25 protein-coding genes, 2 tRNA genes and 1 pseudogene are annotated in these 25,149 nt (G+C 34.7%); 12 read left to right on the plus strand and 16 right to left on the minus strand.

Annotated elements, in window-relative coordinates; translation table 11 throughout:
• Positions 1 to 88: 88 nt before the first annotated feature.
• Both BLV91_RS05790 and BLV91_RS05795 read right to left on the minus strand, forming a co-directional pair.
• A complete protein-coding gene (locus BLV91_RS05790; RefSeq protein ID WP_091430651.1) occupies positions 89 to 1,249 on the minus strand; it encodes a lipoprotein N-acyltransferase Lnb domain-containing protein in 1,161 nt (386 codons plus the stop codon).
• Between the two features lie 23 nt (positions 1,250 to 1,272).
• On the minus strand, positions 1,273 to 2,343 hold the full coding sequence (locus tag BLV91_RS05795; RefSeq protein WP_449403936.1) for a putative type IX sorting system protein PorV2: 1,071 nt from the start codon (positions 2,341 to 2,343) through the stop codon (positions 1,273 to 1,275).
• A 189-nt stretch (positions 2,344 to 2,532) separates the two neighbouring features.
• Between BLV91_RS05795 and BLV91_RS05800 the strand changes: the two genes are divergently transcribed.
• The 3 genes and pseudogenes from BLV91_RS05800 (at position 2,533) to BLV91_RS05810 (ending at position 4,561) form a co-directional block, all read left to right on the plus strand.
• Complete coding sequence (locus BLV91_RS05800) at positions 2,533 to 3,258, plus strand: CDP-alcohol phosphatidyltransferase family protein (protein WP_091430655.1); 726 nt, start codon at positions 2,533 to 2,535, stop codon at positions 3,256 to 3,258.
• Positions 3,239 to 4,102 (plus strand): glycoside hydrolase family 25 protein, encoded by an 864-nt coding sequence (locus BLV91_RS05805; RefSeq protein WP_091430658.1) that lies wholly within the window; start codon positions 3,239 to 3,241, stop codon positions 4,100 to 4,102. Before BLV91_RS05800 ends, BLV91_RS05805 begins: the two co-directional genes overlap by 20 nt.
• A gap of 136 nt (positions 4,103 to 4,238) precedes the next feature.
• Positions 4,239 to 4,561, plus strand: a pseudogene (locus tag BLV91_RS05810) (four helix bundle protein).
• 59 nt (positions 4,562 to 4,620) lie between these two features.
• Here BLV91_RS05810 and BLV91_RS05815 read toward each other — a convergent pair.
• From BLV91_RS05815 to BLV91_RS05835, 5 genes are all read right to left on the minus strand, one after another.
• Positions 4,621 to 4,851, minus strand: a complete 231-nt coding sequence (locus BLV91_RS05815) for a DUF5808 domain-containing protein (protein WP_091430660.1) — start codon at positions 4,849 to 4,851, stop codon at positions 4,621 to 4,623.
• A gap of 122 nt (positions 4,852 to 4,973) precedes the next feature.
• Positions 4,974 to 5,714, minus strand: a complete 741-nt coding sequence (gene lptB, locus BLV91_RS05820) for an LPS export ABC transporter ATP-binding protein (RefSeq protein ID WP_091430662.1) — start codon at positions 5,712 to 5,714, stop codon at positions 4,974 to 4,976.
• Positions 5,715 to 5,872: 158 nt separating this feature from the next.
• Entirely contained in the window at positions 5,873 to 6,226 is a 354-nt protein-coding gene (locus tag BLV91_RS05825) for a carboxymuconolactone decarboxylase family protein (protein WP_091430802.1), read from the minus strand.
• Position 6,227: 1 nt separating this feature from the next.
• The gene (gene tatC, locus BLV91_RS05830) at positions 6,228 to 7,034 is read right to left on the minus strand and encodes a twin-arginine translocase subunit TatC (protein ID WP_091430665.1); all 807 of its coding nucleotides are present in this window, start codon (positions 7,032 to 7,034) and stop codon (positions 6,228 to 6,230) included.
• On the minus strand, positions 7,034 to 7,999 hold the full coding sequence (locus BLV91_RS05835; protein ID WP_175513958.1) for a KpsF/GutQ family sugar-phosphate isomerase: 966 nt from the start codon (positions 7,997 to 7,999) through the stop codon (positions 7,034 to 7,036). Before BLV91_RS05835 ends, tatC begins: the two co-directional genes overlap by 1 nt.
• Before the next feature lie 108 nt (positions 8,000 to 8,107).
• On the opposite strand from BLV91_RS05835, the gene BLV91_RS05840 reads away from it, so the two are divergent.
• Positions 8,108 to 10,303 (plus strand): RecQ family ATP-dependent DNA helicase, encoded by a 2,196-nt coding sequence (locus tag BLV91_RS05840; protein ID WP_091430667.1) that lies wholly within the window; start codon positions 8,108 to 8,110, stop codon positions 10,301 to 10,303.
• Between the two features lie 48 nt (positions 10,304 to 10,351).
• On the opposite strand, the gene BLV91_RS05845 is transcribed toward BLV91_RS05840, so the two are convergent.
• Positions 10,352 to 10,603, minus strand: a complete 252-nt coding sequence (locus BLV91_RS05845) for a hypothetical protein (RefSeq protein WP_091430671.1) — start codon at positions 10,601 to 10,603, stop codon at positions 10,352 to 10,354.
• A gap of 184 nt (positions 10,604 to 10,787) precedes the next feature.
• Between BLV91_RS05845 and BLV91_RS05850 the strand changes: the two genes are divergently transcribed.
• A complete protein-coding gene (locus tag BLV91_RS05850; RefSeq protein WP_091430673.1) occupies positions 10,788 to 12,365 on the plus strand; it encodes an NAD(P)/FAD-dependent oxidoreductase in 1,578 nt (525 codons plus the stop codon).
• Between the two features lie 36 nt (positions 12,366 to 12,401).
• On the opposite strand, the gene BLV91_RS05855 is transcribed toward BLV91_RS05850, so the two are convergent.
• The 3 genes from BLV91_RS05855 to BLV91_RS05865 form a co-directional block, all read right to left on the minus strand.
• Positions 12,402 to 13,358: a quinone oxidoreductase family protein gene (locus BLV91_RS05855; RefSeq protein ID WP_091430675.1), complete on the minus strand. Its 957-nt coding sequence runs from the start codon at positions 13,356 to 13,358 to the stop codon at positions 12,402 to 12,404.
• A 119-nt stretch (positions 13,359 to 13,477) separates the two neighbouring features.
• Positions 13,478 to 15,955, minus strand: coding sequence for an ATP-binding protein (locus BLV91_RS05860; RefSeq protein ID WP_091430677.1), 2,478 nt, complete (start codon positions 15,953 to 15,955; stop codon positions 13,478 to 13,480).
• A gap of 383 nt (positions 15,956 to 16,338) precedes the next feature.
• Entirely contained in the window at positions 16,339 to 16,800 is a 462-nt protein-coding gene (locus tag BLV91_RS05865) for a GNAT family N-acetyltransferase (protein ID WP_091430679.1), read from the minus strand.
• A 168-nt stretch (positions 16,801 to 16,968) separates the two neighbouring features.
• Here BLV91_RS05865 and idi point away from each other — a divergent pair, with 168 nt between their 5' ends.
• From idi to BLV91_RS05900, 7 genes are all read left to right on the plus strand, one after another.
• On the plus strand, positions 16,969 to 17,496 hold the full coding sequence (gene idi, locus BLV91_RS05870; protein ID WP_091430807.1) for an isopentenyl-diphosphate Delta-isomerase: 528 nt from the start codon (positions 16,969 to 16,971) through the stop codon (positions 17,494 to 17,496).
• Between the two features lie 44 nt (positions 17,497 to 17,540).
• Positions 17,541 to 17,951, plus strand: coding sequence for a 6-pyruvoyl trahydropterin synthase family protein (locus BLV91_RS05875; RefSeq protein ID WP_091430682.1), 411 nt, complete (start codon positions 17,541 to 17,543; stop codon positions 17,949 to 17,951).
• Positions 17,951 to 18,409 (plus strand): peroxiredoxin, encoded by a 459-nt coding sequence (locus tag BLV91_RS05880; RefSeq protein ID WP_091430684.1) that lies wholly within the window; start codon positions 17,951 to 17,953, stop codon positions 18,407 to 18,409. Before BLV91_RS05875 ends, BLV91_RS05880 begins: the two co-directional genes overlap by 1 nt.
• Before the next feature lie 68 nt (positions 18,410 to 18,477).
• A complete protein-coding gene (locus BLV91_RS05885) occupies positions 18,478 to 19,446 on the plus strand; it encodes a type I phosphomannose isomerase catalytic subunit (RefSeq protein WP_091430686.1) in 969 nt (322 codons plus the stop codon).
• A 57-nt stretch (positions 19,447 to 19,503) separates the two neighbouring features.
• Entirely contained in the window at positions 19,504 to 19,770 is a 267-nt protein-coding gene (locus BLV91_RS05890; protein WP_091430688.1) for a hypothetical protein, read from the plus strand.
• Between the two features lie 78 nt (positions 19,771 to 19,848).
• A tRNA-Thr gene (locus BLV91_RS05895) sits at positions 19,849 to 19,922 on the plus strand.
• A gap of 152 nt (positions 19,923 to 20,074) precedes the next feature.
• Positions 20,075 to 20,148, plus strand: a tRNA-Thr gene (locus tag BLV91_RS05900).
• 152 nt (positions 20,149 to 20,300) lie between these two features.
• On the opposite strand, the gene BLV91_RS05905 is transcribed toward BLV91_RS05900, so the two are convergent.
• The 5 genes from BLV91_RS05905 to BLV91_RS05930 form a co-directional block, all read right to left on the minus strand.
• Positions 20,301 to 21,011, minus strand: coding sequence for a DUF4369 domain-containing protein (locus BLV91_RS05905; protein ID WP_091430690.1), 711 nt, complete (start codon positions 21,009 to 21,011; stop codon positions 20,301 to 20,303).
• Between the two features lie 126 nt (positions 21,012 to 21,137).
• On the minus strand, positions 21,138 to 22,997 hold the full coding sequence (locus BLV91_RS05910; RefSeq protein WP_091430691.1) for a M61 family metallopeptidase: 1,860 nt from the start codon (positions 22,995 to 22,997) through the stop codon (positions 21,138 to 21,140).
• A 128-nt stretch (positions 22,998 to 23,125) separates the two neighbouring features.
• A complete protein-coding gene (locus BLV91_RS05915; RefSeq protein WP_091430693.1) occupies positions 23,126 to 23,404 on the minus strand; it encodes a DUF2805 domain-containing protein in 279 nt (92 codons plus the stop codon).
• A gap of 388 nt (positions 23,405 to 23,792) precedes the next feature.
• The gene (locus BLV91_RS05925; RefSeq protein ID WP_091430695.1) at positions 23,793 to 24,146 is read right to left on the minus strand and encodes a DoxX family protein; all 354 of its coding nucleotides are present in this window, start codon (positions 24,144 to 24,146) and stop codon (positions 23,793 to 23,795) included.
• Positions 24,147 to 24,222: 76 nt separating this feature from the next.
• The gene (locus BLV91_RS05930; RefSeq protein WP_091430697.1) at positions 24,223 to 25,122 is read right to left on the minus strand and encodes an EamA family transporter; all 900 of its coding nucleotides are present in this window, start codon (positions 25,120 to 25,122) and stop codon (positions 24,223 to 24,225) included.
• Positions 25,123 to 25,149: the final 27 nt, after the last annotated feature.

A 25,149-nucleotide genomic window follows, 5' to 3' on the forward strand; every position in this document is an offset into this window, starting at 1 on the left:
CTGTTCGCTTCACTCGGGTGTCTGAATCTTCGATTTCAAGCCTGAAAATCAAAAGAGCAGCCGTATAGCTTTCGTTGCTCTTCACTCTTTACTCTTTACTCTTTGTTCCTTTTTCATCGCTGACCGCTAATCGTTTGTTGTCCAGTAACAATCTCACTAATACAATGCTACTAGTTAATACCAAAGGAAGTACAATCAAAAGATGGGCTTTGTTTATAAGAATAAGCAAGTATATGAACAATGCAGCCAAGTTAAATAACGATAGTGCATAAATCCATTTGGTATTCTTCCTGAAACAAAAGTAAAGAAGAGCTAATGTAGCTGGATTGAATAATAGGACATTATAATTGTATCCCAATTCCTGATGGCTTGAATAAAATCCTACAGCTAAAAAGAACAAACCTAACAACCCCATAATCAAAAGATATAGTTGGTTGGTGAACGTTCTGTTCGCAAGAACAATTGCGACTAGTAGAAGAAGGTATGAATAGCAATTGTTCCACCAAGAAACCGGAGGGACTTCATTGAACTCGAGTAAGGTTTTGCTTTCTTTTGCAAGTAGTTGATTGTTGTATTGTACCTTTTTTAAACTTTTATGTAACTCAAAGGGTAAAAAAATCTTTGTTCCTAGTTGATCTACTTTTCTACCAAATATGATACTGGTACCCAGTTTTTCGTAAAAATGATTGTCAAAATAAGGATACAAGATTGTTCTGTATGTAATGTCAGTATCAGAATTTTTTACAATTGCGACAGTGTCTAAAGTTTTGTTGATTATGTCAACTACCATAGATGTACAGTTCTTGTCGATAAATTTATAGGTATAATGGCTTTCTCCAGATGCCAGGGAGCTGTTGAGGTTCTCAAACAATTTTTGTTTAAGTGTATATGGAATATTAAGCTCCTGCTCATAAACGGACCTTCTTTCATAGTTGTACTCGTTCATAAAGTCAGTAAAGGGATGTGCTACAGCATAATATTGTAGATCTCCTTTTGTGAATTTAGCTACAAAATTCGGAGTGTTAAAATCAAAAGCACCATAATTATAAACGAGATCGATAAAATGGTCAGGATCGGTGATGCGGATGGCGGTATGCCCAAACAGTGAGTAGGATTCGTTTCCTGTTCCACAAGTCAAGACGCTAACTTTTGCATTTTCTGATAATATTGGATTTTGTCCAAAGCTGTTATTCACGATGCCTAGGAAAACGGCAATAAGAATTATTTTTTTTAAAATGGAAATGTTCATTTTTATTTTGTTAAAGAGTATAATCAGTTTCTAAATAGGGATAAATCTACTTTTACCGAAAAAATATTAGAGTAGACAGCAGCGCTTTGATTGCCTAAGTCTGTTAATGCATAATCTACTTGGATGCCTTTGTATTTAAAACCCAAACCGATATTGGGTTGGAAACCCACTTTTTCCGTGCTATCTAATTGTTGTATTTTTTGAAAATTACCTACGCCTGCGCGAAGAAAAACTAAATCGGTATAACCAAATTCGAAACCTAAGGCGGGGTCTATACTGACAACATCTGTCGAAATCAAATCATTGGTTTTGGTAAATCGCATGTTGACATTGGCTGCAGCCAAAAGACTATAGTCGTACCGAATGATAAACTTTTTAGAAAGTCCCAGTTGGGCTTTGGGAGCGGTAATCTCTGTGCTTTCTGGAAGCTCCTGATTTTGTCCAGGTACCGCATCAGCAATTTTTTGATATTCCTTTTCGTCTATATTCCAGACGTTGTAAGTGGTAGTGATATCACGTAGCATTAGTCCAAATTGCCAATCATTCTTTTCAAATTGTAATCCGACATCAAAACCGAATCCCCAGGAATTAGCAAACTTACCGATAATGCGACGTATTATTTTTGCATTAACACCATATTGAAAACCTGGAACGGCTAATTTTCGAGCATATGAAAAAGTAAAACCATAATCAGCAGTAGAAAAAAGGCTTATTCTATTATAGTCGATATTACCTTGGCTGTCTATCAGTTCAGTCGTGTTAAGGATGTCATCAACTCCAAAACGGATTAATGAAATTCCCCAAGCACTACGGTCATCTATAGGACTAGCATATCCGATATAGTCGTATTGCGCGATATTAGCAAAGTAATTGGCATGCATTAAAGAAATCTGATGGTCTTCAAGATGCGTTAGCCCCGCTGGATTCCAGTACCCTGAATTCACATCGTTAGTGCTAGACACAACAGTATTTGCCATACCCAAGGCCGCCGCATCAACGCCAATATTCATGAATTCATTGGAATATTTTCTAACGGTTTGCCCGTAACTTAAGGAGCAAATCAAAAGCAATATAAAGAATTGAATTTTTTTCAATCGAATTGTTTTTACAAGCGGGGAAGCTGTTTAATTTTTATCAAAAATATAATTTTTTACTGAGCTTCCTTTGTTCTAAAGCTAAATAAATGACAATGGGAAAAGAGCTGTTAATAATCTCTATGAAAAACGTGGCGTGCATTGACTTATTATATTAAATTTGTCAACTAAGACTTAAATTAAATTGCAATGAACATTAAAAAACATATCCCTAATTCCATAACATTACTTAATCTGCTTTGTGGATGCATTGCTATGGTCTTTGTGTCTAATTCAGATTTCGAAATGGCTTTTTATTTCGTTTGTCTTGGAATATTCTTAGATTTTTTTGATGGATTTTTTGCCCGATTATTGAAAGTTTCAGGACCGCTAGGTTTACAGTTGGATTCTTTGGCTGATATGGTTACCAGTGGTCTGGTACCAGGATATGTAATGTATTTTTTACTGTCCAACAGCCAGCATGAGATTTCTGCGAGCCCAATGTTGCCTTATCTGGGGTTCATCATTACTATGGGTTCGTGTTACCGTTTAGCAGTGTTTAATATCGATACGCGCCAGACTAATTCTTTTATTGGTTTACCTACACCTGCAAATGCTTTGTTTATATTGAGTTTGCCTCTAGTATTAAAATATTCTGATTCCTTATTTATTCTCGAAGTGCTGACAAATCAATGGGTTTTATTAGCCATTACACTTTTTAGTGCTTACATTTTAAATGCTGAGATTCCGTTGTTTTCTTTGAAGGTTAAAAAGTTTAGTCTTAAGCATAATGCGCTTCAGATTGTGTTTTTGTTGTTTTCTTTCTTGCTGTTAATCTTTTTCCAATACGCGGGAATTCCATTAATTATTATTAGTTATGTGTTGCTGTCAATAGTGAGCAATAAATATTTATTGGATGAGAAGAAAAAGCGTTAAAAGAAAGCCACCTATAAGACGCCGAACTAAAAAGAATACTTCTTTTTTTTCTGGGAAAGTATTGCGATTTATGATAGCTGCTTTTTTTGTTCTTCTAGTTTTTGGTACGGCTTATCATTATCGAAATGGCCTTGCTTATTATTTTAGTTTCAAATCAAATCGGGTTTTACAAAAGGAAGCGGAGGACAAACGAATTTCAGATGTCCGTAATTACCAGGTTTTAAACAAACATGAAGGAAAGGTAATAGGACTGGATGTATCTGAATACCAAGGAAAAATAAGTTGGACAGAAGTAGATACTTTGGAAAATAAATATCCCGTACACTTTGTATTCATCCGAGCAACCGTTGGTGACGATAGATTAGATAAGAAATTTAACGAAAATTGGCTTGGCGCCAAAAAAAATAAACTACTACGAGGAGCCTATCATTATTACCGTCCCAATGAAAACTCTCTTGAACAGGCAGAGCTTTTTATTAAAACGGTTTCCTTAAGTAAAGGTGATTTGCCGCCAGTTTTAGATATTGAGAGATTACCTGAAAATCAATCTGTCGAACGATTGAAAATTGGTCTAAAAAGATGGTTAAAAAGGGTAGAGGAGCATTATAAGGTAAAGCCTATAATCTATACGGGAGAGCGGTATTATGATGATTTTTTGAAAGAAGAATTCAGTGATTACCTTTTTTGGATAGCCAATTATAATTTTTATCGTGAGGAAATTGATGAGGAGTGGTTATTCTGGCAGTTCACAGAAAAAGCATCAGTCAATGGAATTAAAGGGAATGTAGATGTTAATATTTACAATGGTGATTTACAACAGTTACGTTATATTACGGTGGAGTAGTCAGTGAGCAGTTTGTAGTGATCAGTGATCAGTAATCAGTGTACAGTTTTTAGTAGTCAGTGTTCAGTATTAAATAACAACAGAAGTAATGAAATTTCAAGATTTATTAGCCTATCAGAAATGATTTTCACTGGCGATGAAAATTTTTGAAATGACAAAGCTATTTCCGCTAGAAGAAATGTATTTTTTAACGGATCAAATTAGGCGTTCTTCAAGAAGCGCGTACCCGCCAATATCTCGGAATCTTATAGAAAAAGAGTTTATCTCAAAAACTTTCATAGTAAATTAACCAATTCAGATTCCGAACATTCAGAAACTCAGGTTTGGTTGGAGTATTCATTTAAATGCAATTATATCACGGAAGGTGTTTATAACGAATTGCTAAATGAAAGTAATGAAGTAGGCAAGCTAATTAAGTACATGATTTTAAATCCGCAAAAATTTGGAGTGGTTCTCTAGAGAAGTATTTACTAAACACTGACCACTTTATTTAAATCTGTCCTTGTAGTACTTATTCTTTATTTTGGCTGGAACACGGCAATTCCAATTATTATGATAATTATAATGACAAAAAAAGCAACGGAAGTAGTATTTGCAAAATTAACTGTCCAGCCAGCCCAAGCCACTCTTTTAGGAGGAAGTAGGCGTTTGTCTTTTTTGTTGTAGTAAAAGATACCAAGCTTCCAGTTATTAGGATTCTTGTGCCATTTTTCAAGTGTTTCTTTACTTGGTTTTTCTTTTTCGCTCATAGCAAATAATTTAAGTTAAGGATTTGCTGTTGTTTTGATTTTGGAACAAATTAAGGCTCGTTTTTTAGAATTGACCACTGATTACTCTGTATAAGCTGATCACTGAATACTGATAACTTTATTTAAAACTCCAACTTCTTCTTTCTCAGCTCAAAATTCTGTCCTAAATACACACGACGTACCATTTCATCTTCAACTAGTTCTTCTGGGATTCCCGCTTTCAAAATTCCACCTTCAAACATCAAATAGGTTTTATCAGTAATGGCTAATGTTTCCTGAACGTTGTGATCAGTGATTAGAATACCAATATTTTTATTTTTTAATTGCGCAACAATTCGTTGTATGTCCTCAACAGCAACAGGGTCAACACCGGCAAATGGTTCATCGAGCAAGATGAATTTTGGGTCGGTAGCTAAACAACGTGCTATTTCAGTACGACGTCGCTCACCACCTGAAAGTAAATCACCACGATTAGTACGAATGTGTTCCAAACTGAATTCAGCAATCAAGCTTTCCATTTTTGCCTCTTGCTCTTCTTTTGAAAGAGTAGTTAGCTGCAAAACGCTCAATATATTGTCTTCAATACTTAGTTTTCTAAAAACAGAAGCTTCTTGTGCTAAATAACCAATCCCGTGCTGTGCTCTCTTGTACATAGGGTAATCAGTAATGTCCATATCATCAAGATAGATGTTTCCTGAATTTGGTTTAACCAAGCCAACAATCATATAAAACGAAGTCGTTTTTCCAGCACCATTTGGTCCTAAAAGACCAACGATTTCACCTTGGTTTACTTCAACCGAAATGCCTTTTACCACACTTCGGCCTTTGTATTTTTTTATTAAATTATCTGCTCTTAAAATCATTTCGTTTCGTGTAATTGTTTAATCAAAGTCCTGCTTATTCGTTACAAATAAACGAATAAACAAATAAGAAAATCAAGCTGTTAACAATTATTTAGTTTCTTTTCAAAGACAATTGCCTTCCCAAAAGGGGAGGGACATTTTTGATTTGGCAAAGAGTATTATTTTGCTGCCTCTTCTTCTAGTGCTTCCCAGAATTCGTAAGCTCTACGTAAATGAGGTACAACAATGGTTCCGCCCACTAAAGTGGCAATTCCCATGGCTTCCATCATTTCCTCTTTGGTAACGCCTTCTTTATGGCTTGTTTCTAGGTGGTATTTTACACAGTCATCGCAACGTAAAACAGCAGAAGCAACTAATCCTAGAAGTTCTTTTGTTTTAACGTCAAGAGCACCTGGCGCATACGCATTAGTGTCTAAGTTGAAAATGCGTTTTACTATTTTGTTGTTGTCAGCTAGTAATTTTTCGTTCATTTTAGAACGATATTCATTGAATTCTTCGATTATTGCAGCCATCTTATTTTTTTTCATTTTTAGTTACAAATACCGAAATAAAGATACTTGCTTCATAGATTAATAACATTGGAATCGCAACAATAGTTTGACTCACCACATCTGGAGGAGTTACTATAGCCGCAACAATTAGTACAAGTACAATTGCGTATTTTCGATTGTTTCTTAAAAATGCAGGGGTTACAAGCCCTAATTTTGTCAAGAAATAAATGATAATTGGTAGTTCAAAAAACAATCCACTTGCCAGTACTGATGTTTTTACCATTCCTATATAGGAGTCTAGAGTAAACTGGTTCAGTACGACATCACTGACTGTAAAGGTGGCTACAAAATTTACGGACATAGGAATCACTACAAAGTAGCCAAACAGAACGCCCATAAAGAAAAGTAGCGAGGAGAAAAAGATGAAAACTTTGGCGTTTTTCTTTTCGTTGGTATATAGCGCGGGACTGATGAATTTCCAGATTTCCCACAATATATAAGGGAAACTTAATATAAATCCAGCTAAGATACACACCCAAATAAAGACGTTAACCTGGCCTTCCATTTCTGTATTCTGGATGATAAAAGGCATTTCGGTGATGCAAATACTGTCGGCAAAGCCTAGAGAATGGGATAAATCACAGAAAAAATGATAGGTAAAAAATGTAGGTCTCGTGGGACCAAATATAACCGTATCAAATAGGTAGTCGCTGAAAAAATAAGTGGCTATAGCCATCAGGATTACTGCTATTGTACTTCTTACTAATAACCATCTTAAATCCTCAAGATGATCTAAAAACGACATTTCGTTTAAGTTTTTCTTTGCCATTATAGTATTCCTTCTTTTAAAATATCGTGTAAATGTAAAACGCCTTTGTATTCCTCATTGTCTACAACTACCAGTTGGGTAATGGAGAAATCTTCGAGAATATTTAATGCATCGACTACCATAGCTGTTGATTGAATCAGTTTTGGATTTTTGGTCATGATGTCTTTTGCTGTCAAATCGGCAAAAGAATCTCTTTCGTTAAGCATTCTTCGAATGTCACCATCGGTAATAATACCAATGACTTTTTCCTGATCCACAACTGCAGTTACACCCAATCGTTTTTCTGAAATTTCAAAAATAACTTTCTTAATCGAAGTATCTGGAGAAACCATAGGTTTTAAGGTGTGTTCCAACATGTCTTGTACCCTAAGTAATAATTTTTTTCCTAGAGCACCTCCTGGATGGTATTTGGCGAAATCTTCTGGTTTGAAACCACGAATTTCCATTAAACATACTGCTATTGCGTCACCCATAACTAATTGGGCAGTGGTGCTGTTTGTTGGAGCCAAATTAATAGGGTCAGCCTCTTTTTCAACAGTTGTGTTTAAAATAAAATCAGATCCTTTGGCTAAAAATGAGGTTGTATTTCCAGTAATAGCAATTAAAGTATTTCCAAAACGTTTTAACAATGGAACCAAAACCTTTATTTCTGGACTATTTCCGCTTTTAGAAATGCAAATGATGATGTCGTCATTTTGTATCATTCCTAAATCCCCGTGAATCGCTTCAGAGGCATGAAGGAACATTGACGGGGTTCCAGTTGAGTTAAAAGTGGCTACCATTTTTTGTGCTATGATAGCGCTTTTTCCTATACCGGTGACAATCAATCTTCCTTTTGAATTGTAGATTGCTTGCGTTGCATCCGGAAAATTATCGTCTAGTAAATCAGTTAATTTTGTAATCGCTTCGCTTTCAGATAAGATGGTTTTTTTGGCGATAGCCAATATATTTTCTTTAGATATCAAAACAGAATATTTAAAATTTGTATGTGTAAAAGAAATTTGTATCTTTATGTGGTGCAAATTTATACAAAATACCACGTAATACCATATCATAATACCATATAATAAAGAATGAATTCAAACGAAATCGACATCCATAAAGAATTAAAGAAATATTTTGGCTTTGGCCAATTTAAAGGCTTGCAGGAACAAGTGATTAAAAGTTTACTCAACAAACAGAATACATTTGTTATTATGCCAACAGGAGGCGGAAAGTCGCTCTGTTATCAGCTTCCAGCTTTAGTTCAAGAGGGGACAGCTATTGTTGTTTCACCTCTGATTGCTTTAATGAAAAACCAGGTTGATGCCATCCGAGGCCTTTCTTCGGAGAATGGAATTGCCCACGTTTTAAACTCTTCACTTACAAAAACAGAAATTACACAAGTCAAAAAGGATATTACTTCTGGACTGACAAAACTGTTATATGTGGCTCCAGAATCTTTGACCAAAGAAGAAAATGTCAATTTTCTTAAAACTGTCAAGATTTCATTCGTTGCAATTGATGAAGCCCACTGTATCTCTGAATGGGGTCATGATTTTAGACCAGAATACAGGAATCTAAAACACATTATAAAACAATTAGGGGATTTACCTATTATAGGTCTTACCGCTACGGCAACGCCAAAAGTTCAGGAAGACATTCTGAAAAATTTAGATATGTGTGATGCTACTACTTTTAAAGCATCCTTCAACCGACCTAATTTATATTATGAGGTCCGTACAAAAACAAAAAATGTAGAATCGGATATCATCCGTTTTATAAAACAACATAAAGGAAAATCTGGGATTATATATTGCTTAAGCCGAAAAAAGGTGGAAGCAATTGCTCATGTTTTACAGGTGAACGGAATTAGTGCCGTACCGTACCACGCCGGATTAGATGCGAAAACACGGGCTAGACATCAGGACATGTTTCTTATGGAAGATGTGGATGTGGTTGTGGCAACAATCGCGTTTGGAATGGGGATTGACAAGCCAGATGTGCGTTTTGTGATTCACCATGATATACCTAAATCGCTTGAAAGCTATTATCAAGAAACAGGTCGTGCTGGTCGAGATGGTGGTGAAGGTCATTGTTTGGCTTATTACTCCTATAAAGATGTTGAGAAACTAGAAAAATTCATGTCGGGGAAACCCGTTGCTGAACAGGAAATTGGCTTTGCTTTATTACAGGAAGTGGTAGCTTATGCCGAAACTTCGATGTCCAGAAGAAAATTTTTACTGCATTACTTTGGTGAAGAATTCGATAGTGAAACAGGCGAAGGTGGTGATATGGACGACAATGTAAGGAATCCAAAAGTAAAAATAGAAGCCCAAGACCAAGTAGTGAAATTACTGGAAATAGTTAGGGATACTAGGCATTTATATAAATCTAAGGAAATTGTTTTTACCCTTATAGGTAGAGTCAATGCCGTGATAAAAGCGCATAGGACAGATGTGCAACCCTTTTTTGGTTCAGGAACTGCCTTTGACGAGAAGTACTGGATGGCCTTATTGCGACAAGTCCTTGTTGCAGGCTATTTGACTAAAGATATTGAAACTTATGGTATCGTTAAAATTACTGATAAGGGATTAGACTTTATAAAAAATCCAAGTTCTTTTATGATGTCTGAGGATCATGAATACAATGAAGCAGGAGATGAAGCAATTGTAACTGCTTCAAAATCATCTGCTGTTATTGATGAGGCCTTGATGACTATGTTACGAGATTTACGTAAAAAAGTAGCTAAGAAAATAGGAGTTCCTCCTTTCGTGGTTTTTCAAGATCCATCGTTGGAAGACATGGCTTTAAAATATCCTATTTCCGTAGAGGAGTTGATCCATATTCATGGAGTAGGTGAAGGAAAAGCAAAGAAATATGGTAAGGAATTCGTTGAATTGATAAGTCAATATGTCGAAGAGAATGAGATCCTGCGTCCGGAAGACTTAATCGTAAAATCAACAGGAATAAAATCAGCTAATAAGCTGTATATTATTCAAAATGTTGATCGTAAATTATCTCTTGATGATATTGCTAAAGCCAAAGGGTTTACCATGGACCTTTTGATGAAAGAAATGGAACAAATTGTCTATTCTGGTACCAAGTTGAATATAAAATACTGGATTGACGAGATGTTAGATGATGATCAGCAAGCTGAGATTTATGATTATTTCATGGAGTCAACCACAGATAAAATAGAAGACGCCCTAAAAGAATTTGAGGGCGATTATGATACTGAAGAATTACGCTTAATGCGAATTAAATTTATTAGCGAAGTAGCAAATTAGTCTTAAAGGCGTAAAGCCATAATACCTTAAAGTTAGTACTTTGAGGTATTATGATTTTTCACTTTCGACAAAAAGTTCTCCGCGATGTGGTTTCAGCGCATCACGAACCTGAATCATATGTTCGTCTGTAACTACCATATAGGCGATTGCTAACATTTCACCTTGGATTTCAAAGCCCGTAATGTTTAGTGGTAATTTTTCGAGGGCAATGTATTCCTTCAAATGGATTTCATGATGTTCAGCAGTTTTTGCGGAAGCGGGTCCACGGAAATCCCATATTAATTTTATTTTTCTAGACATTTTTTTTATGAAGTTATATGATTCAAAGGGGCAAAGTTACAAAGTCTTATTTGAAAAATAAGCCAATTTAAAAATGGATTCTCCTTTCCGTAACCGGAATTCATCACAAAATACTACTTTTGTACCGGATTATTTTGACTATTTATAGAAGTCAGATAGTCTGAAAATCGAATAATCTGAAAAAATGCCTCAAGAACATCTATTACAAGTATCTCCAGAAATAGCCGCAAATGAATTGTTGCTACAAGATTACCTTGGAAAATTACTGAAAATTTCCCCAAAGGAAATTCAGCATGTTTCCATATTAAAACGCTCCATTGATGCTCGTCAGAAAGCAATAAAAATCAATTTGAAAGTGGCTGTTTATTTGAAAGGAGAACCTTTTCAGGAGAGAAAGCTGGAAATTCCAGATTACCCCAATGTTGCTAATGCACAAGAGGTGATTGTTGTGGGCGCTGGTCCTGCAGGACTTTTTGCTGCTTTACAATTAATCGAATTGGGCTTGAAGCCAATAGTAATTGAACGTGGAAAAGAGGTGCGTGGTCGTCGTCGCGATTTGAAGGCAATCAATGTGGATCATATTGTTAATGAGGATTCCAACTATTGTTTTGGAGAAGGTGGAGCAGGAACTTATTCTGATGGGAAATTATATACCCGTTCTAAAAAAAGAGGCGATGTAACTAGAATTCTAGAGTTACTAGTCGCTTATGGTGCAACACCAGATATATTAGTGGAGGCACATCCGCATATTGGGACCAATAAATTGCCTCAAATTATTCAAGATATTCGTGAAAAAATTATCGAATGTGGTGGGCAAGTATTGTTTGAGACCAGAGTTACTGATATTTTAGTCAAAAATAATGAAGTGGAGGGAATTGTAACCCAGAACGGAACGACTATTCTTGCGAACAAATTAATTTTGGCCACAGGACATTCTGCCAGAGATATTTTTGAGCTATTGGATCGCAAACAGATATTTATTGAGGCGAAAGCATTTGCTTTAGGCGTTAGAGCTGAGCATCCGCAATCTTTGATTGACAGTATTCAATACAGCTGCGATTATCGCGGAGAACTTTTACCGCCCGCTCCTTATAGTATAGTGAAGCAAGTAGGAGGAAGAGGAATGTATTCTTTTTGTATGTGTCCCGGAGGTGTAATTGCCCCTTGTGCAACTAGTCCTGGCGAAGTAGTGACTAACGGTTGGTCTCCATCAAAAAGAGATCAAGCTACTGCTAATTCTGGAATTGTTATCGAACTGAAATTGGAAGATTTTAAGCCTTTTGCCAAATTTGGTGCGTTGGCTGGAATGGAATTCCAAAAAAGTATCGAGCAAAAAGCATGGCATTTGGCAGGAGAAACTCAAAAAGTTCCTGCACAACGAATGATTGATTTTACTCAAAGTAGAGTTTCTTCTGAAATTCCCAAAACATCATACGTTCCCGGTACTACTTCAGTAGAAATGGGACAAGTTTTTCCTGGTTTTCTAACTCAAATATTGCGTGAAGGATTCTCCGAATTTGGAAAATCAATGAAGGGGTATTTGACAAATGAAGCCATATTACATGCTCCAGAATCTAGAACATCATCGCCAGTTCGTATTCCGAGAGATGCTATATCATACGAACATCTTCAAATTAAAGGATTGTATCCTTGCGGAGAAGGTGCAGGTTATGCAGGAGGAATTATATCTGCAGCTATTGACGGTGAAAAATGCGCTTTAATGATTGGAGAAAGCCTAAATAAAAAAACCTCGAATCTTTAAAGAGTCGAGGTTTGGTATAGAATGAAAAAATCCTATTTAAGGGATGAGAATTATTTTTCCGGTGCTTTTTCTGCTTTCCAGATATTCGTGCGCTTTTTTTTCTTCCGAAAGTTTAAAGATAGTTGGATCTGCGATTGTAATTTTATTAGTGCTTATCCAGTCAAACAACTGATGTGCTCTTTTGATGCGTTCCTCCTTTGATGTCAGGTAACTCCATAAATCACCACCAGTAAGTGTTTTTGAAGTGTCCATTAACATTCTTGGGTTAATGAAATCAGGATCTCCGCCTGCCATACCAAAGAACACAACTTGTCCGCAATTCTTAGTTACTTCAAAACTATCGCTTAAAGTACTACCAACACTGTCATAAACAACATCAACACCATTTGGACTAAAAGATAAAACCTGATTTTTCCAGTCTTCTGAATACAAAAAAACTTTATCTGCTCCGTTTTTTAGTGCCATTTCAGCCTTGCTTGCTGATGAGGTAAGTCCTATTACTGTCGCACCCAAAAGCTTGCTTATTTGAGTCAAAAATGAACCAACTCCTCCAGCCGAAGCATGTATTAATACTGTTTCGCCTTTTTGAGTTTTATGACTGTCAGTTGCTAAGTAATGTGCCGTTAGTCCTTGTAATAATATTGTCGCAGCTGTTTCAAAACTGATTGTGTCCGGTAAAGGAATTACTTTCGAAAGAGGAACGGCTACTAATTCAGCATTGGCAAGGGGGACATCGGCAAATGCGATTCGGTCGCCAATTTTAAATTCGCTATTGTTTGAGTTGACTACAACTCCAGCGCCTTCGTATCCTGCAATAAATGGAGGGTTTCCCACTAAGTGATAATTTCCTTTTCGGCGGTATACATCAGCAAAGTTTAAGCCGATGGCTCGCATCTCGACTAATATCTCATCCTCTTTTAATACTGGATTGTGTACGTCTATATATTCAAGAACATCTGAATCGCCAAATGCAGAAAAGGTAAGTGCTTTCATTTATTTAAGTCTGTTTTAGAGTGCAAAGGACGGGAATATAAATACAGAATTGAGTTTTGATTCCCTACCATTTTTAATGAGCAATGAGAAAAATAGGGAAGGGCTACGTACTTATTTTACTAAACTAGATTGATATGCTTATTGATTTTACTAAGTAATAATTTTTCATCAATCGGTTTAGAAATATAATCATTCATTCCAACGGCTTTGCATTTCGCTACATCTGCTGTAGTAACGTCAGCAGTTAGTGCAATAATTGGAATTTTAGATTCTAGCACTTCGCGTATGTACGAAGTAGCTTCAAATCCGTTCATTTCCGGCATTTGTAAATCCATTAAAATGATATCATAACTGTTGTTTTGGAATTTTTCAATTGCGATCTTACCATTATCTGCTACGTCAATATCGTATCCGAAATCTAATAAGATGATCTTCAATAAAAGCTGGTTCAAGGTCATGTCCTCTACGACCAAAACCTTTACTCTTTCTGCCGTTGAGTCATTATTTATAAATGGAAGAATTGGGGAAATATCTTCTTTGATGTCTTCTTGAGACGAAGTTGGTTTTTCAAAACTCATAGTGAAGCCAAAGGTAGAGCCTTCTCCCTCTTCGCTGCTTGCAATGATTGATCCCCCTTGAAGTTCAACTAATTGTTTTACAATTGCAAGTCCTAATCCTGTTCCTCCATACGAGCTGGTGGTTCCTTTGGTAGCTTGTTCAAAATTATTGAAAATATGTGCTAGTCTGTCTTCTGGTACTCCAATTCCGGTGTCTGTTATTAAGAATTCAATAGTAACTCTCTCGCTATCTTCATCTAACAATGAAACTTTAACACTTATTCGCCCTTTAGAAGTGAATTTTATCGCATTACTCATTAAATTTAAAATAATCTGACGCAAACGCATCGGGTCTCCAATTAAAAATTTGGGAATCGACGGGTCACATTCCTGTATTAATTCTAAATTTTTTTCCTTCATTTTCTGTTCAAAAAGATGCAGAATTGTAGAAATGGACTTTGATAATTTAAAAGGCGCATTATCAAATGTCATCTTTCCAGCATCAACTTTAGCTATGTCTAAGATGTCATTAATTAAAATTATCAATGCATCTCCAGATTCTTTAATAGCATTAATATATTCTGTTTGTGATTTATCTAATTGTGTTTTAAGTATTACGTTAGTAAATCCAATAATGGCATTCATGGGCGTCCTTATTTCATGACTCATGTTAGATAAAAATTGCTGTTTTGATTTTACTGCTTCTTCTGCAATTTTTGTTTTTAACTCTGCATTGATTTTTGATTCGACTAGTTCGTTTTTTGCTAATACCTGATTTGTTACATCGTAAGCAATTATGGTTACGCCTGAAATTGTTTCATCAGCTTCATAATACGGCTGGTAAACAAAATTAAAATAGGCGTCTCTTAATTCTCCATCATGAAGTATAGGTGCAAGAAGTTCATTTCCGTAAAAAGGAATACCAGTAGTAAAAACATTATCTAGCAATAAAGGAAATTCCTTATCTATTAGTTCAGGTAAAACATCATTAAATTTTTTACCTTCTACATTTTTGCCTTTACCCCACATTTCTTTGATGCTGTCATTTGCGAGTGAAACAACCATGTCTTTGCTTTTTAATATCGCTATTGCAAATGGGGATTGCAGTAGTACCATATTAAATCGCTTATTGCTGTCTTCTATCTCTTTCGATGCGTTCTTCTGTATTTCAATTCGTTTTTCGAACTCTTTTTTCTCTTTGTTTTGAAGGGCTATCGATAATCGCCTTACCTCAGAAACATCTTGAATTGCCAGTAAAATTGTTTTTTCATCATGTGTTTTTTGAAAAATATAATTCGCGCTAACTACAATTGTTTTTCTATCAAAACTTGAGGTATCACAGCTTATTTCTACTTTATGAAAATCTATCTTTTTGGAAAGCATTTTATCCAAGAGGTTGCGTAATTCAGGCAAGTCCCATCTGTTATTGTCTATGGCAAAGACAGATGCTCCTTCTATTTCTTCTTTGCTGATAGCATATTTTAGGCAAAATGAATTACTGGCAGATTTTATTTTAAGATCTTCATTGAGGACCAGCATGGGTTCCATCATTGTAGCAATTATTTCTTCAGAGAAGCCGTAAGATTCCTCTAGTAATTTAATGCTCTTTTTTAATTTACTGTTGCTATACCGTAGCTTCTTGTTTTTGGTAATATCCTCAACAAGTAGCATTATATAGTTGATATTGTTGTTTGAGTCAAGGATAGGGGAGTTAATAGCCTTCCAATAACGTCTTTCAAAACCTCCTCCTTCTGATTCTGGCTTTTGAATGTCATATTTTATGATGTCAATTGTATCAGTTTTTTTTTTCAATAACACGCTATTTAGGGACATTCTCAAATTGCTAATGGAATACGATGTCTCTTCATTAGGGTTTTCAGGGAATACATCAAAAATGTTTTTATCTGTAATGTTTTCTCGTTTAGTCATAGTGACTTGTAGAAAATTATCAGTTGCGGCAACTACATTGAAATTAGTATCCAATACTATTGACAGGGATGGTGATTGCTTAAAAAAGTCGATGTAATCGTTACTGGTCATATATCGATAGGAAATTAATGGTTGTATTTAATACTTTAAAAACCGTTACGCTTTTAAAATTTTATTATGTACGATTTATTCTACTCCGTTGCAATTATGGTTCAAATATACACAAAAAAGCATTCGATTTTCACTTAACAAATTTCATTCCAAAAAACATTAATATTTTACGGTGGCAACTTGTAAATTGGGAATTATTTGTAATAAAAAAATATTTTTTTAAAGCGAAAAATTGGAGTTAAATTATTCGTATACAAATGTATGGGATGCTATTTGCGATAAGGAAGCAAGGAAGTAATTATTAGATAAAATGTATAAAATAAAGCAAAAAAATAAAATTAATTTGCTGCTTTAGCGGGAGATTGTTCTTTATGAGACCTTTTTTATAATTTTAATCTCATATTAATTAGGTGCTTTTTGAACCCAACTTTTTTATAAGCTTTTATAGCTGAAGGATTGTCATTGTAAACGTCTAAACGGAGTTCATAGATGTCAAGTGACAGGCACCAGTTCTTAAGAGCTTCTATGATTTTTGAATTTACCCCTATACCTCTGTATTTTGGGTCGGTATACATAAAACCTAAGTACGCATATTTTTTATGGTTTAAATAGGGTTTTGCGGCTGCTATTCTCGCATAGCCGGAACCTACAATAACCGTGTCAATTTCGGCAACGAGGACTTCTACGTCAGCGGCTAAAATCATTTTCTCAATGTCGTAATAATGAATTTTACCTTCTTTCAAAGTAGGGTCGTAGGGACGCTCTGCGGTGATAATCCCCTGTTCGAATTCGAGTAGTATATTAAGGTCTTCTAATTTAGCTTTTCGGATTTTTATTGGGCTCATTATTTGTGATGGTTTGGTTTGTCAAAAGTACGAAAGAATCTTTGAATGGATTTATGCTATTCAATTCGAATATTCATAACAATTTTGGCATTCAACAAAAAGAAACAGATTGTTAAAGGCGTTTCTATTGTTTATCTTTTTTGTATTTTTGTGACGCTAAAAATAGATATGATAGAAGAAAACGTAATATTAGTTAATAAAGACGACGAGCAAATTGGATTGATGCCTAAATTAGAGGCGCATGAAAAAGCAGTGTTGCATCGTGCCTTTTCTGTTTTTGTTTTAAACAGTAATAATGAAATCATGTTGCAGCAAAGGGCGCATCATAAATACCATTCGCCATTGCTTTGGACTAACACTTGTTGCAGTCATCAACGGGAAGGTGAAACCAATATTCAAGCTGGAAGCCGAAGACTGTTTGAGGAAATGGGTTTTAAAACTGATCTCAAAGAACTTTTTCATTTTATATACAAAGCTCCTTTTGATAATGGTTTGACAGAACACGAACTCGATCATGTGATGATTGGTTATTATAACGAAAAACCAGAAATCAATCCAGAGGAGGTCGAGGCTTGGAAATGGATGAATATTGAAGCCGTTAAAAGTGATATGTTATTACATCCGGAAATCTATACCGTATGGTTTAAAATCATATTTGACGAGTTCTATCATTATTTGGAAGACCATAAAGTATAAATTATAGATCTAATATTTCAGAAATCTGATAAAAAGACATTACAATGAGAGTAACCATAAGTAGAAAAGCACATTTTAATGCGGCCCATCGACTGTATCGCAAGGATTGGACTTTCGAACAAAACGATACGGTTTTTGGCAAATGTAATAATCCTAATTTCCACGGTCACAACTATGATTTGATTGTTAGTGTTACTGGCGAAATTGATCAGGAAACAGGATTTGTTATGGATGTCAAGATTTTGGCAGACCTAATCAAGGAAGAAGTGGAAAATAAATTTGATCATAAAAATCTAAATGTAGATGTTCCTGAATTTGAAAACCTAAATCCCACAGCCGAAAATATTGTGGTGGTTATTTGGGATAAATTAAGAAAAAAAATCAAAAGTGAATTTGATTTAGAAGTAGTTCTTTATGAAACGCCTCGCAATTTTGTAACTTATAAAGGAGAATAATGGAATTGAAAGTAGGAGATAAAATCCCAAATTTCATCGCGAAAGATGGTAATGGGAATGATTTTGACAGTCAAGATTTTGTTGGAAAAAAACCTCTTGTCATTTATTTTTATCCAAAAGACAATACACCTGGTTGTACAACACAAGCATGTAGCTTTAGGGATCAATACGAAGATTTCAAAGATTTAGGTGCTGAGGTTATTGGTATCAGTAGTGATAGTTTTGAATCACATCAAAAATTTGCCACACAATACAAATTACCCTTTATTCTATTGTCAGATAGCGATAAGAAAATCAGAAAATTATTTGGCGTTCCATCTAATATGTTTGGTTTGTTGCCTGGAAGGGTAACTTACGTAGCAGATCGAAATGGGGAAATCCAAATGATATTTGATAGTATGATGGCTGGTAAACATATACCTAAAGCACTGGAGACTATTAAAAAATTAGCATTATAAATTAATCATATATCAGCTGTTGTTTTGCAAAATTGTGAAATGCGTTTGCTGGAAATAAAAAAAAGACAATGATGACAAAAGTGTATCCTTTACAGTTTGAGCCTATTTTAAAAGAAAGAATTTGGGGAGGCGAAAAGCTAAAAACAGTTCTTAATAAACCAATTACATCAAAAATTACTGGTGAAAGCTGGGAGTTGTCAACTGTTAAAGGTGATGTTAGTATTGTCGCTAATGGAGAACTAAAAGGAAAATCATTGATGGAAATCATTGATGATTCACCAAACGAGCTTTTAGGAACTGCTGTTTATGAAAGATTTGGAAAAGAGTTTCCTTTGCTTTTTAAATATTTAGATGCACGTGAAGATTTATCGATTCAAGTACATCCTAATGATGAATTAGCTAAGAAGCGTCATAATTCTTTTGGGAAGACTGAAATGTGGTATATCATGCAGGCTGATGAGGATGCAAGAATCATTGTTGGTTTCAAGGAGAATTCAAATGCAAACGAGTATTTAGAAAATCTGAAGAATAAAACGTTGCTTTCTATTTTGGATGATGTAAAGGTGAAAGAAGGTGATGTGTTTTTCCTAGAAACAGGAACTGTTCATGCTATTGGTGCGGGATTAGTTGTTGCCGAGATTCAGCAAACTTCTGATATTACCTATCGTTTATATGATTTTGATAGAGTGGATGCGGAAGGCAATACTAGAGAACTACATGTTGATTTGGCTCTTGAAGCAATCAATTATAATAAGGTAGATACTTATCGTACTTATGATAAGAAAATCAATCAATCAAATACGATTGTGGACTGTCCTTATTTTACCACTAATTTTATACCGTTAGAGGGTGCTGAGGCTGTTACCAAGAAAGGGGATAGCTTTACCGTTTATATGTGTATTGACGGAGAATTTGAGGTAGAACACAACGATCTCACTTTTAAATATAAAAAAGGGGATACTATATTGATTCCTGCGGCAATGAGTAATTATGCGCTAAATGGAAAAGCTTCTATTTTAGAAATTTACATTTCATAGCGAGTAATAGAAAGATTATATGTACTTTTGCAGACGCAAATTAAAATTAAAAATAAAATGGCAAATATTAAGAATTTAAAAAAAGACATCAACTACGTTTTAGGAGATATTATTGAAGCAGTTTACTTGTTTGAAATTTCTACTACAGGAAAACCAACAACTGAAACTAACAATTTAATTGATGAAGCTATTGCTGCATTTGACGAATTGATCACAAAAGTGAACGCAAAAAACGTTGAAAACAAAAAAGCACACTTCAAACAAATCAATGTTGAATTAGAACAAACTGCAAATCAATTGATTGCTAAAATCAACGAATTGTAGTCGAAAAAAACGATAAAAAAATGCAGATTTGTTTTGGAGAAATCGAATTCATCTGTATATTTGCACCCGTAATGAGACGCCAGCGTAGCTCAGTTGGCTAGAGCAGCTGATTTGTAATCAGCAGGTCGTGGGTTCGAGTCCCTCCGCCGGCTCATCGTAAAACCATCTAACTTTTGTTAGGTGGTTTTTTTATGTTTTTGAATGAAATAATGCCGTTTTTTACCTCCTAAAAATAATTTATATTTTATTGATTATTTATTTGGAGATATGAAATTCATGTGTATATTTGCACCCGTAATGAGACGCCAGCGTAGCTCAGTTGGCTAGAGCAGCTGATTTGTAATCAGCAGGTCGTGGGTTCGAGTCCCTCCGCCGGCTCATCGTAAAACCACCTAACTTTTGTTAGGTGGTTTTTTATTTTAAAGCAGGTCGTGAATTGTTTTTATTTCATAGACCAAAAAAAAACGTCTCGATTTTCACGAGACGTTTTTGTATTTTGATAAACAATCGAAATAGAGTTTTTAATCGATTTATTTCTGGTTTTTGATATTAGCTACGTATTCAGTCAATTTCTTTCCGTAAAGCGATTGTGCTACTTTTGGAGTCATTGATTTTTGAATTGTATCCAAGTATTTAATGTTGATGTCGTAGATTTCAGATAAAGCTATGTAAGGAGCTACCTCGTGGTCTTTATTGTTTATGGCGAAGTTAGTCGCAAACAAATACTTTCTCTTGATGTTTGACTCTTGTTTTGCATTTAAGCTGTCAATTGATTTTGTGTTATTGCTTTTGATGGCATTGAACTTTTTTTCAATTAAAGTTAGTTTTTCATCTGTAAAACGAGAATTGATTTTTTTATACTCTTCGTATAAATCATGATTTTTAGAACCAGTGATTTTTGCGTCTGCAATATAAGATTCTAAGTTAGTGTCTATGTTGATGGTTCCTGGCTCAGCAAAAAATACCAAGTTATTGTCTAATGAGTTGCTAGTTCCTCTGTCTAGAAACAAATACAACATCTCAGGAGATTTTAAATCAATGTCACTTTCAAAGGTAGAACTACCATCAATATTAATTGTGTCTATTGCCACAAGGGTCGTATCGACAATTCTTTGGATGTATAAAGTTCCTTTCTTTAGTCCCTTGATATTTCCGGTAATATGCAAGTCTGCTTTTGATTCAGTTTTGTTACAAGATGCTAATAGCACAAGAGAAACGAATGCAAGAATTATTTTTTTCATTGGTTATATATTTTGCTGCAAAATAAAGAAAATAGTTGGAAACATAAGAGACTAATTTATCGAAATATTGCAAAAATAAAATCCCAATATATTTCTACATTGGGATTCTTAAATTGTTGTTTGAAATTATGCTTTCAACCAAGCTTCTTTTAATTGTGATTTTGAAGCGTCAGTTGCTTTTAGTATTTGTTTTTCTTCATAAGGTAGTTTTACTTTCCCTTTAATAGTTTGTATTGCACCGTCGCGTTTGATTTTTACGGTTATAGCATCGTTTTCTTTCCAGTTTTGACTTGCGCCAATCATATCATAGATGTTTTCCAGTGAGTATGCTTTGTCGTTTATTGTCATTATTACATCGCCACCTTTTAATCCTAAAGAGGTATAGAAGTCATTTAATTCAATATTTGGTAGAACAATGATTTCTTTTGTTTGTGGATCCACAGTGATGTAAGGTTTTTGACCTTTAAGGAAAACATTAGCAGGAGTTTTCGTTGTAGATCTTGACAATCCTACTTTTGCGAAATAGTTATCGTAAGGAATTGGAGTTGTTCCAGCAACGTATGTGGCTAAAAATTGTCCTACTTCTGGATAAGTCAATGACGTTATTTTTGCGAAAAGTTCATCATCGTTAAATGGTTTTGAAACACCATATTCATTAGATAGTTTTTGCATCAAATCAAGAATACCTCTTTCGCCATTGCTTTTTTCTCTAATGATAATGTCTAAGCACATTCCAATTAATGACCCTTTTTGGTACACATTTACATATTGATCTTTATATGGTTGTGTCAATACGTTAGCACTCATTGTTGTGAATGACATGGTATCGTTCATTGCGTTTGCTCTTTCAATCTGATCTGAAATACGGTTGTAAAAATCTTCTTCAGTAATTAGTCCTTGATTGATTTGAAATAAGTTAGCAAAATATTCCGTAACTCCTTCGTACATCCATAAGTGTTTTGACATCTTTGGGTCGTTATAATCAAAGTCTTGAATTTCTTTAGAGTGAATGCTCAATGGCGTTACGATATGAAAAAATTCATGTGAAACCACATCTTTCATTGATTTTACCAATTCTTCTTTAGGCATCACTTCAGGCAAAACAACGGTAGTTGCAGTTGGATGTTCTAAAGCACCAAAACCTTTTGCATCACCATCCTGCATAGTAGATAGATACAATAATACGCTGTATTTTTTAGTAGAATTAATTTTTCCTAAAAAGTTCTTTTGTGCGGTCATCATTGTTTTCATCTCTGGCGTAATGCTTTCGGCAGTAACTTTTCCAGTAGGGGAATAAACGCTGATGTTAATATCCATTCCGTCAACAATAAATGAAGTGTGGTCTGGTTTTGAATACATGATTGGGTTTTCAACTAATTCAGCGTAACGAGAGGTTACAAATACATCATTAGTTGCGCTAGAGTCGATATCAGTCATTGAAGTTGCTCCCCACATTTCTGCTGGATGCGAAATAGCTACTTTGTATGGCGTAGACATGAAATTAGTGAAGTAACCTACAAAACAATGCGTGTTTAGCATTATATTTTTACCAGCATCTATGTTTGAACCAGCAGGTGAGAAAACATCATCTTGACCAAAACCTGTCCCTTTTTCAGTGTCAAAGGAATCATTTACTAAATAAGTAATTTTATCTAAGGTTTTAGCTTTTGAAATAGACCATGAATTAGTGTCCATTTTGTTTACGACTAGTAAATTGCCTTTTTTGTCATAGGCCTTTAAGTCATCGACAAATCTCCCGTAATTGTCCTCAGAGTAGGTTCCAGGAACTGTTTTTGGGATATGATAAGTAATTTTATCAGAAGTAATCGATGGGGCTTTTACAGTCACCATCACCTTGTCTTCTATGATGTCACTTATGTTTATTGCTACTTGAACCTGTTCTTTACTGGCAGTCGCTATTGAACTGGTAGTTTTACAACTCCATAATACTGATGAAAATGCAAGTGCGTAAATTATTCTTTTCATTTTTGTTAGTTTGATTTACTTATTAGACTTTCAAAATATAAAATTGTTACAGTATATTTTAGAATTTTGAGTCTTAAAATTATTTGCAAAAAAAAACACCCTAAATTAAGAGTGTTTTTTTGAATTGGTTAATCTAATTTATTTTTTATGTAGTACTTACCGTCCAAATCTTCATCAAAATCATCAATTTTAATTGGTTTTGGTTTTGGTTTGTTTGCTGCAGCTTTCTTTTTCCACATTTCAAATTTTTCTGCGGGCATCTTCTTTTTCATTATTTCCAGAATCTCTTTTTCGGCCAGACCAAATTCTTTTTTGATAATTTCAAAAGGATTTTTTTCTTCTAAAGCCATTGTAACAAGTTTTTCTGTTTGTTCCCAGGTCAATTCTTTGCGGTTACTCTTTTTCATCAGGTGAAAATTAATTCAATTTGTTTTTAGTGATTAATATAATTGATTCTAAATCAGACACCAATATTAATAAAAATATATTTACTTCTGACCTAAATAGCAATTTTTTTTATAGTATTTACAACTTTTTGGAGGAGCGTGGTTTTTGAAAGGGTATTTTTAACAAATTCGGCAATTGATTGTGTTCTTCTATCTTCATGTGAGTGTCTACTCCATAAATAATGTCCTCTTTTGAAAGTGTCTTGAATGTCCCAAAAATCCGATCCCAAATCGAAAATAGGGTACCGTAATGACTATTTGTAATAGCATTTTTTACATTAACTTTTCATTCCGAAACTCTAATTTGGATATTAATTCTGCATTCGCTTAAGTAACAAATTTAGTGCTTTTAGGTATAGATATAAGCCCAATAAATCAAAACCAGTTGTAAAGGCATTCGTAAAAGTAAAACGAATTTTGGTAACTTCATTCCTGCCTTTTCATTTTGGTACATATACACATGAGTAGGAAATACGGCAATTAGTAAGGCGATAGTTCCCCAAGCAGCATAATTTGATACCATTGGAATCATGAGGGAAATCCCCAATACTATTTCAGCAAAACCACTTATTATATTTAATAATTTTGGGTTGGGAAAATAGGGCGGGATTATCCTTTCATACAGCTTAGGGCTTCTAAAATGATTGAGTCCTGCAATTGTATAAATCAAAGCCATTAAGTAAAGATGCCAAGGTAAAGTCATAATGAAACGTATTTAATTTGGTACAGCTGCTAATTTAGGGATATTAAATGGATATGTTTTTAATTAAAAACGGCAGTTAATTATTGCGTTTTTTAAAATTCACATTCATTATCACTATGGCCAAAATAATTAAAATTATGCCCAGCCATTGTGTTCCAACTACATTTTCATTCAAAAGAAAATAAGCCATCATTACTGAAACGGGAAGTTCTAATGCTGAGACAATACTTCCTAAACCGATTCCAGTAAGTGGAAAGCCCGCATTCATAAGCATTGGTGGAATAATAGTCCCAAATAATGCAAGTACAATTCCCCATTTAAGGAAGATGTCAAAATTGAATGGAGTAGTTTGTGTTGCTATCGAGAATCCAAAAACAATCACAGCGCCACCTAGTAGCATATATAAACTACGTTGTGCCGAAGAAATTTCAGTAGCCACGCTATTTGCAGTAAACATTGTCGTGGTGAATGAGGCTGCTGCCAAAACTCCCCACATGATACCATGCCAGTCTAATTGCACTTCATTTTGAATCAGGTTAGTGGCCAGAACGGTTCCAATCAAAACAATAACTACCGATATGATTTTCTGGTTTGAAGGGATCTTCTTTTCTAAAATCATTTCTAGTAAAACACCCATCCAAACGGTTTGCATCAATAAAACAATACCAATAGAAACAGGAATGTATTTTACAGCCAAATAATAAAAGACACTGGTCATTCCTAAAGAAGTTCCTGCTAGCATTAAATGGAATATGTTTTGCGTTGTTGCTTTCACAACTGCATTCTTGTTTTTTGCTTTTTGGAACAAATTAATAAGTAATATTCCAATAATTCCTAAAATAAATTGGGATGAGGTGACTTCCGCGGTGGTGTATCCTTCGTTATAGGCCATTTTTACAAAAGTAGCAAGCATACCATAACTGGTCGCTCCAAATGCAACTAAAAAAACTCCTTTTAACACTCTATTTTCGATCATTGTTTTAAATTTAAAAGCCGGCGAAGA

Origin of the sequence: Flavobacterium degerlachei, from assembly GCF_900106645.1 — a bacterium.
Lineage (GTDB): Bacteria > Bacteroidota > Bacteroidia > Flavobacteriales > Flavobacteriaceae > Flavobacterium > Flavobacterium degerlachei.

Coding starts and splice junctions, on each gene's coding strand:
- BLV91_RS05800 (WP_091430655.1), top strand. CDS start 2,533: ATGAACATTAAAAAACATATCCCTAATTCCATAACATTACTTAATCTG.
- BLV91_RS05815 (WP_091430660.1), bottom strand. CDS start 4,851: ATGAGCGAAAAAGAAAAACCAAGTAAAGAAACACTTGAAAAATGGCAC.
- BLV91_RS05840 (WP_091430667.1), top strand. CDS start 8,108: ATGAATTCAAACGAAATCGACATCCATAAAGAATTAAAGAAATATTTT.
- BLV91_RS05915 (WP_091430693.1), bottom strand. CDS start 23,404: ATGAAAAAGAGTAACCGCAAAGAATTGACCTGGGAACAAACAGAAAAA.
- BLV91_RS05925 (WP_091430695.1), bottom strand. CDS start 24,146: ATGACTTTACCTTGGCATCTTTACTTAATGGCTTTGATTTATACAATT.
- BLV91_RS05850 (WP_091430673.1), top strand. CDS start 10,788: ATGCCTCAAGAACATCTATTACAAGTATCTCCAGAAATAGCCGCAAAT.
- BLV91_RS05860 (WP_091430677.1), bottom strand. CDS start 15,955: ATGACCAGTAACGATTACATCGACTTTTTTAAGCAATCACCATCCCTG.
- BLV91_RS05805 (WP_091430658.1), top strand. CDS start 3,239: ATGAGAAGAAAAAGCGTTAAAAGAAAGCCACCTATAAGACGCCGAACT.
- idi (WP_091430807.1), top strand. CDS start 16,969: ATGATAGAAGAAAACGTAATATTAGTTAATAAAGACGACGAGCAAATT.
- BLV91_RS05825 (WP_091430802.1), bottom strand. CDS start 6,226: ATGGCTGCAATAATCGAAGAATTCAATGAATATCGTTCTAAAATGAAC.
- BLV91_RS05865 (WP_091430679.1), bottom strand. CDS start 16,800: ATGAGCCCAATAAAAATCCGAAAAGCTAAATTAGAAGACCTTAATATA.
- lptB (WP_091430662.1), bottom strand. CDS start 5,714: ATGATTTTAAGAGCAGATAATTTAATAAAAAAATACAAAGGCCGAAGT.
- BLV91_RS05880 (WP_091430684.1), top strand. CDS start 17,951: ATGGAATTGAAAGTAGGAGATAAAATCCCAAATTTCATCGCGAAAGAT.
- BLV91_RS05855 (WP_091430675.1), bottom strand. CDS start 13,358: ATGAAAGCACTTACCTTTTCTGCATTTGGCGATTCAGATGTTCTTGAA.
- BLV91_RS05910 (WP_091430691.1), bottom strand. CDS start 22,997: ATGAAAAGAATAATTTACGCACTTGCATTTTCATCAGTATTATGGAGT.
- BLV91_RS05845 (WP_091430671.1), bottom strand. CDS start 10,603: ATGTCTAGAAAAATAAAATTAATATGGGATTTCCGTGGACCCGCTTCC.
- BLV91_RS05875 (WP_091430682.1), top strand. CDS start 17,541: ATGAGAGTAACCATAAGTAGAAAAGCACATTTTAATGCGGCCCATCGA.
- BLV91_RS05890 (WP_091430688.1), top strand. CDS start 19,504: ATGGCAAATATTAAGAATTTAAAAAAAGACATCAACTACGTTTTAGGA.
- BLV91_RS05905 (WP_091430690.1), bottom strand. CDS start 21,011: ATGAAAAAAATAATTCTTGCATTCGTTTCTCTTGTGCTATTAGCATCT.
- BLV91_RS05885 (WP_091430686.1), top strand. CDS start 18,478: ATGATGACAAAAGTGTATCCTTTACAGTTTGAGCCTATTTTAAAAGAA.
- BLV91_RS05930 (WP_091430697.1), bottom strand. CDS start 25,122: ATGATCGAAAATAGAGTGTTAAAAGGAGTTTTTTTAGTTGCATTTGGA.
- tatC (WP_091430665.1), bottom strand. CDS start 7,034: ATGGCAAAGAAAAACTTAAACGAAATGTCGTTTTTAGATCATCTTGAG.
- BLV91_RS05790 (WP_091430651.1), bottom strand. CDS start 1,249: ATGAACATTTCCATTTTAAAAAAAATAATTCTTATTGCCGTTTTCCTA.